Genomic DNA, 14,840 nt, shown 5'->3' with positions numbered 1-14,840 from the left:
TGTATTTCATAATAAAAGAGGAGACAACATGACAAAACCCGCTTCGGCTATCCGCAGAGCAGTCCTACTCTGCTCCCTGGCCCTGCCCTCCATCCTGTACGCCCAGCAATCTGGCCCGTTGCCGGTCCGGCTCTTTGTTGGCTACGGACCGGGCGGTGGCACCGACGTAGTTGCACGCGCAGTTGGCGAAGAGCTGGCAAAAATCTGGAATCGGCCCGTAATCGTCGAAAATCGGCCAGGCGCAAACGGGGCGATCGCCAGCAAGGCTGTCGCGCGAGCTGAACCGGACGGTTCGATCCTTCTGGTCATGCCCCCGTCCACGTTGATCATCGACGCAAACTTGCGCCCCACTGTTGCTGTCGATCCCACCAAGGAACTCACCCTTGTGAGCGGGCTAGCCGCAACCCCACTCGTTGTGGTGACCCCGGCTTCCGCGCCATACAACAACCTCGCTGACCTCATTAAGGCAGCTCGTGCGGCCAACGGGAAGTTCACGTACGGATGGGCCAACTTGGGCATGCGTGTCGGTATGGAGGAGTTCGCGCAAAAGACCGGGGTAAAGATGACCCCAGTCGGCTACAAGAGTGCTGGGCAAAGTGTCCCCGCTATCGTTTCAGGCGAGATCGATATGCTCATGATCGATATGGCACCGATCGCGCAACTCGTTAAGGCTGGAAAAGTGAAGGCCTTTGCCGTGTCGACGCCAGAACGCTCGCCTATGCTGCCAAACGTCCCTACATTCAAGGAAGCGGGGATTGACGTCCAGCTTACGGGAACCATCGCCCTGTATGCGCCTGCCAAGATGCCCCAGAACGCAATCAAAAAAATGCAGAGCGATGTCGCTACGATTTTGAAGAACGGCGAGCTTCGCACGCGGATGCAAGGCACTGGAATGGAAGTCATTACGCAGTCCCCGGAGGATTTCGAGGGCTACCTTAAGCAGCGCAAGAAGAGCATTGATGCAGTAATTAAGGTCGGTGATTTTAAGCTCGAATAGATCGACCTCCGTCACAAGCACAGAATTTCGTAGCTAACCTCTTAGTCATTGGAGTACACGCTGTGTATCCAGAATTATCCCTTTACATCAATGGCGAATTTCTCGGCATTGAAGGCCGGCGACACCAGGACGTAGTCAACCCTGCGACGGAGGAGGTCGTTGGGCGACTGCCGCTCGCCACCCGCGAGGACCTCGACACCGCCGTCGAGGCGGCTCATCGAGCTTTCCTGACGTGGCGCGACTCATCGCCTTTGGAACGCAGTGCAATCTTGCGTAAAGTTGCGGAGCTCGCCCGTCAAAGGGCGCCGGAAATCGGCCGCAACATGACCATTGACCAGGGGAAGCCTCTGCACGAAGCCGTGGGCGAAGTAACGGTTTGTGCAGAGCATGCGGACTGGCATGCAGAAGAGGCTCGGCGGATCTACGGCCGCGTGATCCCCAGCCGCAACCCTAACGTCCGCCAGCTCGTGCTACGTCAGCCGGTCGGAGTCTGCGCAGCCTTCACCCCTTGGAATTTTCCCTTCAATCAGGCGATCCGGAAAATCTCTGCCGCGCTTGGCGCAGGCTGTACGATCATTCTGAAGGGACCAGAAGAGACGCCGAGTGCCGTGCTGGCGATCGCTCAACTGTTCCATGATGCGGGCCTTCCTCCTGGTTGCTTAAACATTGTATTTGGCGTCCCGGCGGAGGTGTCAGCACACCTCATTGCATCTCCGCTGGTCCAGAAGATCTCCTTTACGGGGTCCACTGCTGTTGGCAAACAACTAGCAGCTCTCGCAGGATTCCATATGAAGCGAATCACTATGGAGCTTGGTGGTCACTCCCCTGCAATCGTCTTCGACGATGCGGATGTCGATACCGCCGCCGAGATGCTTGCAAACTACAAGCTGCGAAACGCTGGTCAGGTATGCGTCTCGCCCTCCCGCTTCTTCGTCCAGCGCGGGGCTTACGATAGGTTCCTCAGGCGTTTTACGGACGTCATTGGCGCAGTGCGGGTCGGCAACGGTATAGACAGCTCGACACAGATGGGACCGCTCGCAAACCAACGCCGTGTTGCTGCAATGGAAGGGTTGATTGCCGACTCCAAAGCGCGCGGCGGAAAGGTTGTCGTGGGAGGGACCAGGTGCAGCGACACAGGACATTTCTTCGCGCCCAGCGTCGTTATAGACATTTCAGACGACTCCATGCTCATGACTTGCGAGCCATTCGGCCCTGTCGCCCCGGTTGTAGCATTCGACGATCTGGATGAGGTGCTGGCACGGGCGAACAAACTGACTTACGGCCTGTCGTCTTACGTGTTTACCGAGTCAGCGAAGACAGCGCATGCTGTCTCTACCCGCCTTGAGGCCGGCATGGTCAACATCAACCACTTTGGAAGCGCTCTCGCCGAAACACCGTTTGGAGGCATTAAAGATAGCGGTATCGGGAGTGAGGGTGGGACCGAGACGTTCGACGGCTATCTCGTCACGAAATTTGTAACTCAAGTGTAGATCGGGGGCCGCAAAGGGCGATACGTCGCCCTTTCCCCCGAAGCTACGTTCCCAGTCAGGTTTTGGCGCCTAAGTGAGTGTTAGGCGCCTTTTTTATTAGCGTATAGGTCGCGGCAGTGCGGCCCATATTGGGCGATGCGGTTGCTCTCGGCGACTCTGACAACTCCCTGCATGGCTCCGCAGTTGCAGCGCAAGCGCGGCCGGCTAGCGATAAGCCTTCTCGAATCGTGTCGTCTTCCAGGAAGATTTCGTTGGTATTACTCGTGGTCCAGCCACGGTTCTCTTTTGAACATCTTATCGATGATGGGGAACATCGCGATCACCGTCTGCAACTCCTCGGGCGTCAATCCCTCCATGCGCTTGCCCAGTGCCGCCGTCCGCTGTGCGGCCAATTTGCCGGCCACAGCCCGGCCTTCATCAGTAATCTGAATCATGTTGTTGTACGAGCCGACGGGTGCGGAGCGCGCGATTAACTCGGCGTCGACCATCCGCCCGACAATCTGCGTCATCGTAGGCAATCTGACGCCTTCATTCCTGGCCAGATCGCTAACTCGCATCGGCCCTCTTACGAGCAATGCACTAAGAACAGCGCTCTGCGCGGGGGGCACGTGCGCCGCTCTCATTTCCCGCCGCAGCGCTACAACGATCCGCATCAAGCGGGGTCTAAGTTCGTCCGCAAGCATTTCAACCGTAGGTTCTGTCATGTCTACAAAAAGGGGGCAATCACTGAGCAGATGATATAACGATTCAGTGAAGAATGATCGCGCGAAGTACCTGGAGGCACCGAGTCGATATGGTCCGACTGGTGAGGGTAGCGACCACGCAGACAGCGGCGGCGCGTGAAGGGGTTCTGTGCCTGTGGCCGGGTAGCAACTCAAGGCCGGGCCTTGTCGCGTTCGTTCGCGATGGCCGGAGCACCAATCTTGATGGAGAGGGATGACGAGACGAGGCGCTGGCTGGCGCTCTCGTCTCAAGGCGTCGACGCTTGATCCGCCGACGCGCGGAGCTTGCTAACTCAGCTTGACCAGGTCCTTCTTGTACGTCTTCGCCTTGTTAATGTAGTCGTCAGCGTTCTTCTCGATCGCAGCTTTGACTTCCTCCGTTAGTTCACGTACCTGCTTTGCAGGTGTGCCCATGACCAAGCTTCCTGCCGGGAAGTTCTTGCGCTCGCCGATCAAGGATCCGGCCCCCACGAGGCATTGTTGTCCGAGTTCGGATCCATTCAGGATCACAGCCTGAATGCCGACCAGACTACGTGCTCCGACCTTGCAACCGTGAAGCATCGCCTGGTGTCCAATGGAGACCATCTCGCCTACCTCGACGGGAAAGCCAGGATCGGTGTGCAACACAGCCCCCTCCTGGACGTTCACGCCTCGCCTAATCGTGATCTTTTCATTGTCGCCGCGGATCACAGCGCCGGGCCAGATGGACACGTCTTCGGCGATTTCCACGTCGCCGATGATTACCGCATGCTCGGATACATACGAGCTCGGATGAATTGTCGGTTCTTTCTCTCCAATTCGATAGATCGCCACAAAATGCTCCTCTTATCTTGATGTGACTAACTTTTCGCCGACCGCGTTACTTGCAGGAGGCGAAACACTACTGCATGGGCCGCTCTCGCAGCCCGTGCCGACTTCGACGCCGTTTCTTGCCCTGCCGCTAGATAAATACTTGTTCCTCTGGTTGGACTGCCGGCTCGATTGCATCATCCAGTACCTCGATCCAGTGCTTTACTGGCGTGGGCGTTCCACTTTGCAAATGCTGGATGCAACCGATGTTCGCGGACACGATGCAGTCAGGTTGCTTCTCGCTCAGATGCTCGATCTTGCGGTCTCTGAGCTGGAGTGAAATTTCGGGCTGCAGAACGGAGTAGGTGCCGGCTGAGCCGCAACAAAGGTGACTCTCCACGCTGGCACGATGAACGGAAAAGCCCAACTGTCCCAGATGCTCCTCCACCACTCCCCGCAGCTTCTGGCCGTGTTGCAGCGTGCACGGCGGATGGAACGCCAAGGCCGGCTTGTCGCACGCTTTGACTTTGCCGCGCAGTCTTGGCAGAAGTTCAGGAAGCAATTCGCTCAGGTCGCGGGTCAACTCGCTAACCCGAGCTGCCTTCTCGGCGTACTCCGCGTCATGCTTTAGCAAGTCGGCGTAGTCCTTCACGGTCGCGCCGCAGCCGGACGCGTTCATGACAATTGCCTCGACTTCACCGCTGGAAATCGCCGGCCACCAGGCGTCGATGTTTCTGCGCATATCATCGAGGCCGCCCTTGTGATCTCCGGTGTGCAGCCGGATCGCGCCACAGCAACCGGCTCGAGGAACACTTACAACCTGAAAGTCGGCTGCATCGAGTACCCGCGCGGTCGCAGAATTGATGTTCGGCATCATCGCCGGCTGCACACAACCTTCGAGCATGAGCACTTTCCTGGCGTGGCGGCGCGTTGGGCGCTGACCCGCAGGTCTGCTCGGCGTAAGCTTGTTGGCGAGCTTGGAAGGAAGTAGCGGCCGAACCATTCGGCCAATCTTCATGGCCGGCAAGAACAATGGCGAAGTTAGCCCCTCACGCAGCAGCCAACGCACCGCGCGGTCTTTTGGCGGACGAGGAATTCGCTCATCGACTAGCTTCCGCCCAATGTGAACTAGCTTGCCGTACTCGACACCGCTGGGACAGGTGCTTTCACAGTTCCGGCACGTCAAGCAGCGGTCTAGATTCTGTTGGGTGCTTGCTGTGACCTCTTCCCCCTCAAGCAACTGCTTCATCAAGTAGATGCGTCCCCGGGGTCCGTTACGTTCATCGCCCAGAAGCAGGTAAGTCGGACACGTTGCCGTACAAAAGCCGCAATGCACGCACTTGCGCAGAATCTCTTCGGCCTCCGCCCCTTCTGGAGTGTTGGCAAACTCATGACTTAGTTTTGTCTGCATATGGAGCCCCTTACAGGCCGGGGTAGAGCCGACCAACATTGAAGATGCCATCGGGATCAAACGCTTGCTTGAGATTGCGATGAATCTCGAAGAGCGCATCGCTCGGTGGCGTGAACACGCCGCTCCTATGATGCGGATCCCTGAACAGCGTGGCGTGACCACCAAGCGATGACGCCATTTCCCGAACGTCCTCGATGGGATCGTCGGTGTATAGCCATCTCAATGCACCACCCCATTCAATAAGCTGATTCGCGGCCAAGAAGGGTTGGGAGACTGCCGGAACGGAAACACGCCAGAGAGGCGCGTCGCTCTGTGAAAAGAAGTCGTGGCGGTGGTCGCGGACGGCATCCCACCAGGACAACGCTTCGTCTGGTTCCAGCTCAGTCCCGCCCAAACGCTTTCTGGCTTCCGTGACAGCAGAGGCTGCACCACTCAGTCGGAGGAACAGCTTTCCGTCGTGCCAGGCACTCGCATTGACTGGCAATGCTTGCCGAGTCAGCCCGTTTAAGAGAGACAACGCCCCTGCTTCGTCGCGTTCGATGACCAGGGTGATCCTCGATGAATGAATGGGCAGAACCTTCAGCGAGACCTCACAGATAACACCGAGTATTCCCATTGAGCCGGCCAGGAGACGCGAAACGTCATAACCGGCAACGTTCTTCATCACTTGCCCGCCGAATGTCAGAAGCTCGCCTTTGCCGTTAATCATGGTCGCGCCGAGAACGAAGTCCCGAATGGACCCTACCCCGACGCGTGCTGGCCCGCTCAGACCTGCCGCGACCGCTCCTCCGACAGTACTTCCTTTAGCAAAGCGTGGCGGCTCAAAGGCAAGGTACTGATTGTGCTCGGCCAGCACGGCCTCAAGTTCTTCTAGCGGTGTGCCTGCACGAGCGGTGACAACCAGCTCAGACGGTTCATAGCTGCAAATTCCGCTGAGGCGCCGGACATCACACGGTTCACCCGACGGCTCTTCACCGTAGAAGCATTTCGTACCGCCGCCAACGATGTTGAGAGAGGTCTTCGTTTTTCTTGCATGCAGGACTGTCTCAATCAGATGAGACACTTCCGTGGGGATCGTCGTCATTCTAGAACCTCGGGATTTCTGGATGCGGCAGCATCCCACGCCGAACAGTCATGCGACCATATTCGGCACATCGATGCAGCGTCGGAATTACCTTCCCAGGATTCAAGAGCGATTGCGGATCGAATGCACGTTTCAGCGCAAACATTTGTTCTCGCTCTGCGCCTGAGAACTGAACGCACATTGAGTTCAGCTTCTCCACGCCCACACCGTGCTCTCCGGTCACCGTCCCGCCAAGCGTGACGCTTGTTTCCAGAATCTCTGCGCCGAATTGCTCCGCCTGGTGCAGTTCTTCGGGATTGTTGGCGTCGAAAAGGATCAGCGGATGTAGATTCCCGTCGCCGGCGTGGAACACGTTCACGCAGCGAAGCCCATAGCGCACCTCCATCTCGCTGATTGCTCGAAGGATCGCAGCGAGACTCTTGCGAGGAATCGTGGAATCCATGCACAGGTAATCCGGGCTCATGCGCCCCGTCGCGGGAAATGCATTCTTTCGCCCGCTCCAGAAACGAAGACGCTGCGCCTCGTCCTGACTTGCTTCAAGACGAGTGGCCCCGCTGGCGGTGAGGACGGCATTCATCTTCACAATCTCGTCCTCGACCTCCAACGCCGTCCCATCACTCTCGCACAATAGGATTGCGGCCGCGTCCAGGTCATAGCCAGCATGCACGAAGTCCTCTACGGCGGCGGTCATCGGCTTGTCCATCAGTTCCAGGCCGGCTGGGATGATGCCGGCCGCGATGACGTTGGCTACGGCGTCACCAGCGGCTTCGACGGTGTCGAAGCTTGCAACGATGCATCGCGCAAGTTCTGGCTTAGGAATTAACTTGACGGTGACTTCCAATGTCACTGCGAGCATCCCTTCACTGCCTACAACGACGCCGAGCAAATCGAGCCCAGGGACATCAAGGGCTTCCGATCCAAACTCTATCGCCTCGCCCTGAATGGTGTATCCCCGTACTTTCATTACGTTCTGCAACGTGAGTCCGTACTTGAGGCAATGGACGCCTCCGGAATTCTCGGCCACGTTTCCACCGATCGTGCAGGCAATCTGGCTGGACGGATCGGGGGCGTAGTACAGCCCATACGTAGCGGCTGCCTCACTGATTGCGGCGTTGCGTACACCGCATTGGACCACTGCGGTACAACTCACAGGATCTACCCTGACGATCCGGTTAAAACGAGCGAGCGAAAGGAGCACGCCCATCTCATGTGGGAGCGCACCGCCTGACAATCCCGTGCCTGCGCCCCGAGCCACGACGGGCGCACCGAGCGTCTTGCACGTTCGCAGAATGGCAACAACCTGCTCTTCTGTTTCGGGAAGCACCACGACGAGCGGCTGCGCCCGATAGGCCGTAAGGCCATCGCATTCAAATGGCTGGGTGTCCTCGCGCTGCGACAGGATAAGGTCCCTAGGCAGCACGCCTTCTAGCGCGGAAACCACTTCCGCACGCCGGGCTTCCCTCCGCTCAGCGTCAGTAGGATGTGCCAACCAGCCGTCACGCGTCGCATTCATGACTTTGCCCTCCTGGTGCGATGAAGCTGCGTCGTGCTGTGCCGGTCTATTGGATAATCAGTGCGGAGCGACGGCGCGACCGTAGCGAGCCGGCGAACCGCGCAATCAGCCTGGACGGATGCTGCAGCTCCAAGGCGGAGCGTTGCTTCCGGGCGCTGAGGCTCAAACGTTGAGCGATGAATGCGATGCATTGTGTGGGGAGGTTCTAATACACTTCTGTCAAAGGCGTCGACGAGACGCCATGACTTGACTGTAGACAATCACGCGATATAGCAGGTTGAGAGTTATTTGCGGTTGAGTTGCAGAAAACTTGATTGCCGTGTTTGGGCCGCTCAACTTAGCGAGTCGGTGAGCCACTCCATAAAGGCGGCGCACTCCCATCTCTCCAGGGCCCCAGGTTCCCAGCATAAGTAGTGCGCCATCTGTGAAGGCACGGATCGATCCGATATGCGGATGAGTCGCCCCCCCTCTAGCCATGACTGCGCCATACGGGTCCTCACTAGTGCCACGCCGAACCCGCACGCGGCTGCGTCATAGAGAAGCCCTAGATCGTTGAATTGAGCGCCCACATGCGGCTCCGTTCTCGTCAATCCACATGCGGAGAACCATGTCGTCCAAGGCTCAAGCGGGCTACGTATCAGACGCGCCTGGTCGATTTCACCCGCCATTTCGAAGCCTTCGAAGGGGCCGAACTCGTTGAGATAGGTAGGGCTGCAAGCCGGCGCCACCTCCTCCGAGAGAACGACGCGATGATCGACGTCCGCATATCCGCCCGCGCCGTACCGGATTTCCAAATCGGATGGCTCGGCTGTGACGTCCAGGAATGGGATGGAGACCTGCAAGATAAGGTCGATGTCCGGATACTTGTTGCGGAACAGTTCCAGTTTGGGCATCAGGAACTGCCTGGAGAAAGTTGGGGTCACCGCGACCCGCAGTCGCGTGGAAGAGGCTTTTCCATTTTTGACCGGCATCTGCTGTAGCGCAGCGAGGCCGCTTCGGACATTCGCCAGGTACGCTGCACCATGTGCAGAAAGCGTGAAGTCACTCCGCCCGAAGAGTTCAACACCGAGGTGAGATTCAAGCTGGCGGATTCGATGACTCACGGCGCTGGTTGTTACACACAACTCGTCGGCGGCACGTGTGGCGCTCCGAAGCCTTGCAACCGTCTCGAAGGTGACAAGACATTGAATGGGCGGGATGTGTTGCAGGGCCATATCTTCTCTCCGTTTGGTGGGCTACCCAGGGCGGATATGCCGCATGTCATCGCTTGAGGCCTAGGGAGCGGCCACACTTCTTGCTGCTCTGTCGCTCGAGCACCATGCCAACGCTGCAACGAGCAAGCGCCCCCAGATTGCTTGCTCAGGATCGACTCACTGGGTCCTCAGGCAAGGACGTACCTGACGCCCTGCAAGGGAAGACCACCAAGTAAGTCGCTCTCCAACCCACAGTGACCTCGCCGCGGGAAGGTCTCTTAGCGATCCGACCTCTTCGTCGACTCCTGCTCCAACCCATGGCCGCGACTGCGTTAACTGCTTGACATTATGCCGCACCAATCTAAACTTATGTAATCGATTGCACGCAGTGCTGTTTTCGCCTCATCACCGTACTGGCATTGGTTATTTACAGTCTCTGACGCAGGTTACCGTAACGTATGTAATCGATTACCACATCACACAGGAGGCAACAATGCAGGAACGTCGTCGTAAGTTTTACGGGTGGGGCTATGAGGGTGACACCGTCACGCCGGACGAAATCCGGGAGTTCGAGGCAGCGTGGACACGCTTGCTGGGTGTCGAGCACTTCGAAGCGACACCTTTTCCGACGCCCGAAGAAATTTCGCTGCGCAAACCTCGCGTACAGCTGCCCGCGTCGCTTCGCGAAATCTGCACAAGCGATCATTACGACCGCCTGTATCACACCTACGGCGCGGGCACCATGGATGTTGCGCGCGCAATGCGCCGGGAATTTTCCAACCCGCCGGACGTCATCGCCTACCCGCGCACTGAGCAGGACATCGTGGACCTGTTCGACTGGTGCGGGCGCCAGAACGTTGCTGCAGTTCCGTACGGCGGCGGCACCAGCGTCGTGGCCGGCGTGAATCCGCCCGAGCACGATCGTTACCGTGGCGTGGTGTCCATCGACATGAAGCACTTCAACAAAGTGCTGGAGGTAGACCAAACATCGCAGGCCGCGCGCATTCAAGCGGGCGTCCTTGGCCCGGAGCTGGAACGACAGCTCAAGCCCACCGGCCTGACCATGCGATTCTTCCTGCAAGCGTGGGAGTTCTCGTCACTGGGGGGTTGGATCGCAACGCGAGCAGCAGGCCACTTTGCGACCGCGTTCACTCAGATCGACGACCACGTCGAGAGCATGCGAGTGGTAACGCCCCAGGGTGCCATTGAATCCCGACGTTTCCCGGTATCGGGTTCGGGACCCAATCCGGATCGACTTTTCCTCGGCTCCGAAGGCGCACTGGGCATCATTACCGAGGCGTGGGTCAAGCTTCACCGCCGGCCGGTCTTCCGCAAGCAGGTGACCGTACGTTTCCGTGACTATGCGCGCGCTGTCGAGGCCACACGGGTACTGTCTCAATCTGGACTGAACCCTGCCAATGCCCGCCTTGTGGAACGCGAAGAAGCCTTGTACACGGGTTCGAGCGACGGCAGCTATGACATTCTCGTGCTGGGATTCGAGTCCGCCGACCACCCGGTCGAGGCACGCCTGAAGCGAGCACTGGAAATTTGCGCGGAGTGCGGCGGCGAATGGGACGATGATCCGGTCAGCGGAAACCAAGGTGGTGCGGACGCTGCGACATCGAGCTGGCGAAACAAGTTCCTGCGCGGCCCATACCTGCGCGAGTACGCCATTGCTCGCGGCGTCATGCGCGAGACCATGGAAACCGCGTGCACGTGGGACAAGTTCGCCGCTCTTCACGCGCACGTCAAGGCAGAAACGCATCGGGCCATTCGCGAAGTTACCGGCCGCCCGGGTTCGGTGACTTGCCGCTTTACCCACCTCTACCCTGATGGCCCTGCGCCATATTTCACGTGGTTTGCCTATGGCGATAAGGCTCGATTGCCCGAGCAGTTCCAAGCGATCAAACGCATTGGAGAGCAAGCCATGGTGGACGCAGGCGGTACGGTGACCCACCACCATGCGCTTGGTCGGGACCATCGCCCTTGGTACGACAAGGAACGGCCGGAGCTGTTCTGCACCGCGCTAAAGGCCGCCAAGCAGGCCTTTGATCCGCACCAGGTCTTGAACCCTGGCGTGCTGTTCGACCCGAGCTAATTAGTTAGAAACTCAAAAAAGAGGAGTAGGAGATATGGCAGGCCCCCTTGCAGGTATCAAGGTCCTAGACTTGAGCCGGATCCTTGCTGGACCCTGGAGCACGCAACTATTGTCCGACCTGGGCGCTGACGTGATGAAGGTTGAGCGTCCCGGCACCGGCGATGACACGCGAGCTTGGGGCCCGCCTTTCCTTACTCGTGAGGATGGCACGACGACGGAAGAGTCGGCGTACTTCCTTTGCGCCAATCGCGGGAAGCGTTCGATCACTCTGGATGTCAGCAGCAAGGTCGGTCAGGATTTGCTGCACGAGCTAGTCAAAGATTGCGACGTCTTCGTTGAGAACTACAAGTTCGGCGATATGCAACGTTACGGGTTGGACTTCAAGACCCTGAGTGAGATCAATCCTCGGCTCGTCTACTGCTCCATCACCGGCTTCGGGCAGACGGGCCCATACCGCAAGCGGGCTGGATACGATTTCGTGGTGCAAGCCATGGGCGGGCTGATGAGCATCACAGGCGAGCGCGACGGCGTCCCCGGTGGCGGCCCGCAAAAATGCGGGGTGCCCATATCGGACTTGATGACTGGCATGTATGCAAGCGTTGCAATTGTCAGCGCGCTATTTGAGCGAGTCGGCAGTGGCCGCGGGCAGTACGTCGATATGAGCCTGCTGGATACGCAGGTGGCGTGGCTGGCAAACCAGGCCTCGAACTATTTGGTGGGCGGGAGCCACCCGCGTCGTTGGGGCAACGCGCACCCCAATCTCGCACCCTATCAGTCATTCCCTGCAAGCGATGGCTCTCTGATCGTAGCAGTCGGTAATGACCGGCAGTTCCGAGCCATGTGCGAAGCGCTGGGTTTAATCAATCTTCCGGATGATGACCGCTATCGACGCAATGCGGATCGTCTAAAGAACCGTGAAAGTCTTGTGGAGGTGCTCTCGGCTCGCTTTGAAGAAGAAGAGAGAGACACGTGGCTCAAACTGCTGGAATCGGTCGGCGTACCTTGTGGCCCGATCCAGAGCATTCCAGAAGCACTGGAGGATCCCCATATCCGGGCGCGTGAAATGGTTTTCTCTTTGCCCCACAGCAGCGGTGCAAGCGCGCCCCAGGTTGCGAACCCTATCAAGTTCTCTCGCAGCAGTATCGACTACCTTCGCGCGCCCCCAGCGCTGGGCGAACACACTGAAACCATCCTGAAAAATGAGCTCGGGAAGTCTGTGGAGCAAATTGAGGCAATGCGCCGCGATGGGACGATCTGACGTGTAATCCGCCCGACCACAGTGATCACCATAAAGATCACGTTCAAAGGAGACAGACATGCATCGATTGCTACGAATTGCGGGGGCATTAGCCGTTTGCGGAGTGACACTGACCATCGGTCTGGCCGCCGCCCACGCTAAGGAATGGCCGGTCCAGCCGATTCGGGTCGTTCTTCCCTATCCCCCTGGCGGCGCCTCAGACGTGACCGCCAGGCTCCTAAGCGCTAAGCTTAGCCAGGCATGGGGAGAGTCTGTTGTTGTGGAGAACCGGCCTGGCGCAAACGGCATCATCGCTAATGAAGCCGTTGCGAAGGCGCAGCCTGACGGCTACACCGTGCTGATGGCCAACCTTGGGCCGAATGCCATCAACCCGGCCGTATACGGGAGACTTCCTTATGACACGCTGAAAGACTTTACGCCAGTTGTCTTGGTGACAAAGGTGCCGCTCATTATCGTCACGGCAGCAAATTCGCCGGTGAAGGACCTGCGCCAACTGGTCTCATTAGCAAAGGCCAAGCCAGGACAGATTACCTTTGGATCTGCAGGCAACGGTTCGGGCAGCCATCTGGCCGGGGAACTCCTTAGTACCATGGCTGGCGTCAAGATGAACCACGTTCCCTATAAGGGAGACGCGCCTTCGCTCACAGACGTGCTCGGTCAGCAGATCAATGTTGCCCTTCCCACCGCGCTTGCTGGAATGCCACATGTCAAGAGTGGAAAACTCAGGGCTCTTGCGGTCACGAGCAAGACTCGATTGCCGGCACTGCCCGATGTGCCGACGGTAGATGAAGCGCTCGGGATAAGCGGATACGAAGCCGTTTCTTGGGGTGGATTTATGGTGCCGACCGGGACCTCACCAGCCATCGTTGCTAAGATGAACAGCCAGTTCAACAAAGCCCTTCAGGATCCGGAGGTCCGCGACAAGCTGATGGCTCAAGGCGCGCAGATCGCAGGCGGCACCCCGGAAGCATTCGATGCGTTTCTGCGCACCGAAGTTACGAAATGGAAGCGCGTGGCTGATTCAGCAAAGGTCCGGCTCGACTAGCCCTCACCGGGAATGCCGGTCCGTCGTCGGGATACCCCCCGACGACGGAAACTGCCTGTGGACTACCAAGGTCGTTACAATGACGGCAGTCGGCCGATATCCCAGGCTGAAGATAACCGCTGATCCGATATGGTGAATGTCAAGCAAGTCGCCCTCCTCGCCGGCGTTTCCTCGGCAACAGTCTCCCGTGCACTGACATCGCCGGATCGGCTGCGACCTGACACGCTGGAGCGCGTGCAGAACGCCATCGCAAGCCTCAACTACGTCCCGTCTTCCTCGGCTCGGGACCTGCGTCAAGGGCGCACGCGATCGGTCGGCATCATTGCGCCGACACTGATGAACGAGCTTTACGCGAAAGCGGTCGATACCTTAGAGGCGCAGCTCGATCGGCTCGGATACACCGTTTTATTGACGTGCCACCGGGACGACAGTGAGACAGAACTACGCTGCGCGCGCGCGCTTTTGGAGCGCAGAGTCGACGGAATCGCCATTATCGGGTCACAGCATCACCCTGACGTCTTCTCGCTAATCCACAAGCATGCCATTCCGTATGTCCTAATGTGGGCCGTCGATCGTGAGGGTATGCATCCCACGGTGGGATATGACAATCGCTTGGCGATGCGCAGGTTGACGAGCTATTTGGTCAAACAGGGACATCGAAAGTTTGCCGTCCTCCCAGGGCCACTAGAGACTCAATTTCTCTCCTCTCAACGACTTCTGGGCATCCAAGACGTCCTCAGTGAGAACGGCATTTCGATACCCGACGACCGCATTCTCCCGACACCGTACGAAGCATCTGCCGTCCGGCAAGCGGTTCGGACCTGTCTCGAGCGTAATGACTCGCTGCCGCATCAGGAACAGCCGACTGCCCTGATATGCATCAATGACTTCGTTGCTGTGGCAGCGATCGCGGAGTGCCGCACATTGGGACTATCGGTTCCGAGCGACATCTCAGTTTCAGGCTTCGGCGACTGGCAGATGGCGGAACTGATGACGCCCGCACTCACGACCGTACACTCGAATCCCGTTCTGATTGGCGAACTTACTTCTCGTAACCTGGTTGATCAGATTGAAGGCGGGTCCAAACGCAATCAGACCGAGTTCGAGCCTGACCTTGTAGTTCGCGAAAGTACGGCGCCGCCCCGATAGTTGGTGAGCCAAACTACGTTTTGTCGCTACGGACGGAACTCAGCCGTCGCTCTAGCTAGGCCCTCACCGGGCACAAAGCGGTCGAAGCATA

General features: G+C 58.3%; 12 protein-coding genes. 6 read left to right on the top strand and 6 right to left on the bottom strand.

The features are described from left to right. Positions 1-28 precede the first annotated feature (28 nt). Together AC3WRR_RS03990 and AC3WRR_RS03985 are read left to right on the top strand one after the other, a co-directional pair. Positions 29-997 (top strand): Bug family tripartite tricarboxylate transporter substrate binding protein, encoded by a 969-nt coding sequence (locus AC3WRR_RS03990; RefSeq protein WP_043355327.1) that lies wholly within the window; start codon positions 29-31, stop codon positions 995-997. Positions 998-1,059: 62 nt separating this feature from the next. Beyond that, positions 1,060-2,487 carry an NAD-dependent succinate-semialdehyde dehydrogenase gene (locus AC3WRR_RS03985; RefSeq protein WP_058698237.1) on the top strand — a complete coding sequence of 476 codons (1,428 nt, stop codon included), beginning with the start codon at positions 1,060-1,062 and terminating at the stop codon, positions 2,485-2,487. A 257-nt stretch (positions 2,488-2,744) separates the two neighbouring features. Here AC3WRR_RS03985 and AC3WRR_RS03980 read toward each other — a convergent pair whose 3' ends face one another. The 6 genes from AC3WRR_RS03980 to AC3WRR_RS03955 form a co-directional block, all read right to left on the bottom strand. After that, the gene (locus AC3WRR_RS03980; RefSeq protein WP_224040759.1) at positions 2,745-3,110 is read right to left on the bottom strand and encodes a MarR family transcriptional regulator; all 366 of its coding nucleotides are present in this window, start codon (positions 3,108-3,110) and stop codon (positions 2,745-2,747) included. Positions 3,111-3,497: 387 nt separating this feature from the next. Continuing rightward, positions 3,498-4,022: a gamma carbonic anhydrase family protein gene (locus AC3WRR_RS03975; protein ID WP_058698235.1), complete on the bottom strand. Its 525-nt coding sequence runs from the start codon at positions 4,020-4,022 to the stop codon at positions 3,498-3,500. Between the two features lie 127 nt (positions 4,023-4,149). Beyond that, complete coding sequence (gene glcF / locus AC3WRR_RS03970; protein WP_043358198.1) at positions 4,150-5,409, bottom strand: glycolate oxidase subunit GlcF; 1,260 nt, start codon at positions 5,407-5,409, stop codon at positions 4,150-4,152. 10 nt (positions 5,410-5,419) lie between these two features. Beyond that, positions 5,420-6,493, bottom strand: a complete 1,074-nt coding sequence (gene glcE, locus AC3WRR_RS03965; RefSeq protein ID WP_058698234.1) for a glycolate oxidase subunit GlcE — start codon at positions 6,491-6,493, stop codon at positions 5,420-5,422. 1 nt (position 6,494) lies between these two features. Then, positions 6,495-8,006 (bottom strand): FAD-linked oxidase C-terminal domain-containing protein, encoded by a 1,512-nt coding sequence (locus AC3WRR_RS03960; RefSeq protein WP_043355338.1) that lies wholly within the window; start codon positions 8,004-8,006, stop codon positions 6,495-6,497. A 332-nt stretch (positions 8,007-8,338) separates the two neighbouring features. Next, positions 8,339-9,220, bottom strand: coding sequence for a LysR substrate-binding domain-containing protein (locus AC3WRR_RS03955; protein ID WP_058698233.1), 882 nt, complete (start codon positions 9,218-9,220; stop codon positions 8,339-8,341). A gap of 472 nt (positions 9,221-9,692) precedes the next feature. Here AC3WRR_RS03955 and AC3WRR_RS03950 point away from each other — a divergent pair, with 472 nt between their 5' ends. From AC3WRR_RS03950 to AC3WRR_RS03935, 4 genes are all read left to right on the top strand, one after another. Further along, on the top strand, positions 9,693-11,297 hold the full coding sequence (locus tag AC3WRR_RS03950; protein WP_043355342.1) for an FAD-binding oxidoreductase: 1,605 nt from the start codon (positions 9,693-9,695) through the stop codon (positions 11,295-11,297). Between the two features lie 34 nt (positions 11,298-11,331). Continuing rightward, the gene (locus AC3WRR_RS03945) at positions 11,332-12,555 is read left to right on the top strand and encodes a CaiB/BaiF CoA transferase family protein (RefSeq protein WP_058698232.1); all 1,224 of its coding nucleotides are present in this window, start codon (positions 11,332-11,334) and stop codon (positions 12,553-12,555) included. 58 nt (positions 12,556-12,613) lie between these two features. Next, positions 12,614-13,600 (top strand): Bug family tripartite tricarboxylate transporter substrate binding protein, encoded by a 987-nt coding sequence (locus tag AC3WRR_RS03940; RefSeq protein ID WP_043355346.1) that lies wholly within the window; start codon positions 12,614-12,616, stop codon positions 13,598-13,600. A 129-nt stretch (positions 13,601-13,729) separates the two neighbouring features. Next, the gene (locus AC3WRR_RS03935) at positions 13,730-14,749 is read left to right on the top strand and encodes a LacI family DNA-binding transcriptional regulator (RefSeq protein ID WP_058698231.1); all 1,020 of its coding nucleotides are present in this window, start codon (positions 13,730-13,732) and stop codon (positions 14,747-14,749) included. Positions 14,750-14,840: the final 91 nt, after the last annotated feature.

The organism is Cupriavidus sp. FW305-3-2-15-C-LB2, from assembly GCF_058787575.1.
This window is presented reverse-complemented; position numbering and strand designations above follow the sequence as displayed.

Bases quoted from the DNA above. Each gene is read 5' to 3' on its own strand.
- AC3WRR_RS03980 (WP_224040759.1), bottom strand. From the start codon at position 3,110: ATGAGAGCGGCGCACGTGCCCCCCGCGCAGAGCGCTGTTCTTAGTGCA.
- AC3WRR_RS03990 (WP_043355327.1), top strand. From the start codon at position 29: ATGACAAAACCCGCTTCGGCTATCCGCAGAGCAGTCCTACTCTGCTCC.
- AC3WRR_RS03955 (WP_058698233.1), bottom strand. From the start codon at position 9,220: ATGGCCCTGCAACACATCCCGCCCATTCAATGTCTTGTCACCTTCGAG.
- AC3WRR_RS03935 (WP_058698231.1), top strand. From the start codon at position 13,730: ATGGTGAATGTCAAGCAAGTCGCCCTCCTCGCCGGCGTTTCCTCGGCA.
- AC3WRR_RS03940 (WP_043355346.1), top strand. From the start codon at position 12,614: ATGCATCGATTGCTACGAATTGCGGGGGCATTAGCCGTTTGCGGAGTG.
- AC3WRR_RS03950 (WP_043355342.1), top strand. From the start codon at position 9,693: ATGCAGGAACGTCGTCGTAAGTTTTACGGGTGGGGCTATGAGGGTGAC.
- AC3WRR_RS03945 (WP_058698232.1), top strand. From the start codon at position 11,332: ATGGCAGGCCCCCTTGCAGGTATCAAGGTCCTAGACTTGAGCCGGATC.
- glcF (WP_043358198.1), bottom strand. From the start codon at position 5,409: ATGCAGACAAAACTAAGTCATGAGTTTGCCAACACTCCAGAAGGGGCG.
- glcE (WP_058698234.1), bottom strand. From the start codon at position 6,493: ATGACGACGATCCCCACGGAAGTGTCTCATCTGATTGAGACAGTCCTG.
- AC3WRR_RS03960 (WP_043355338.1), bottom strand. From the start codon at position 8,006: ATGAATGCGACGCGTGACGGCTGGTTGGCACATCCTACTGACGCTGAG.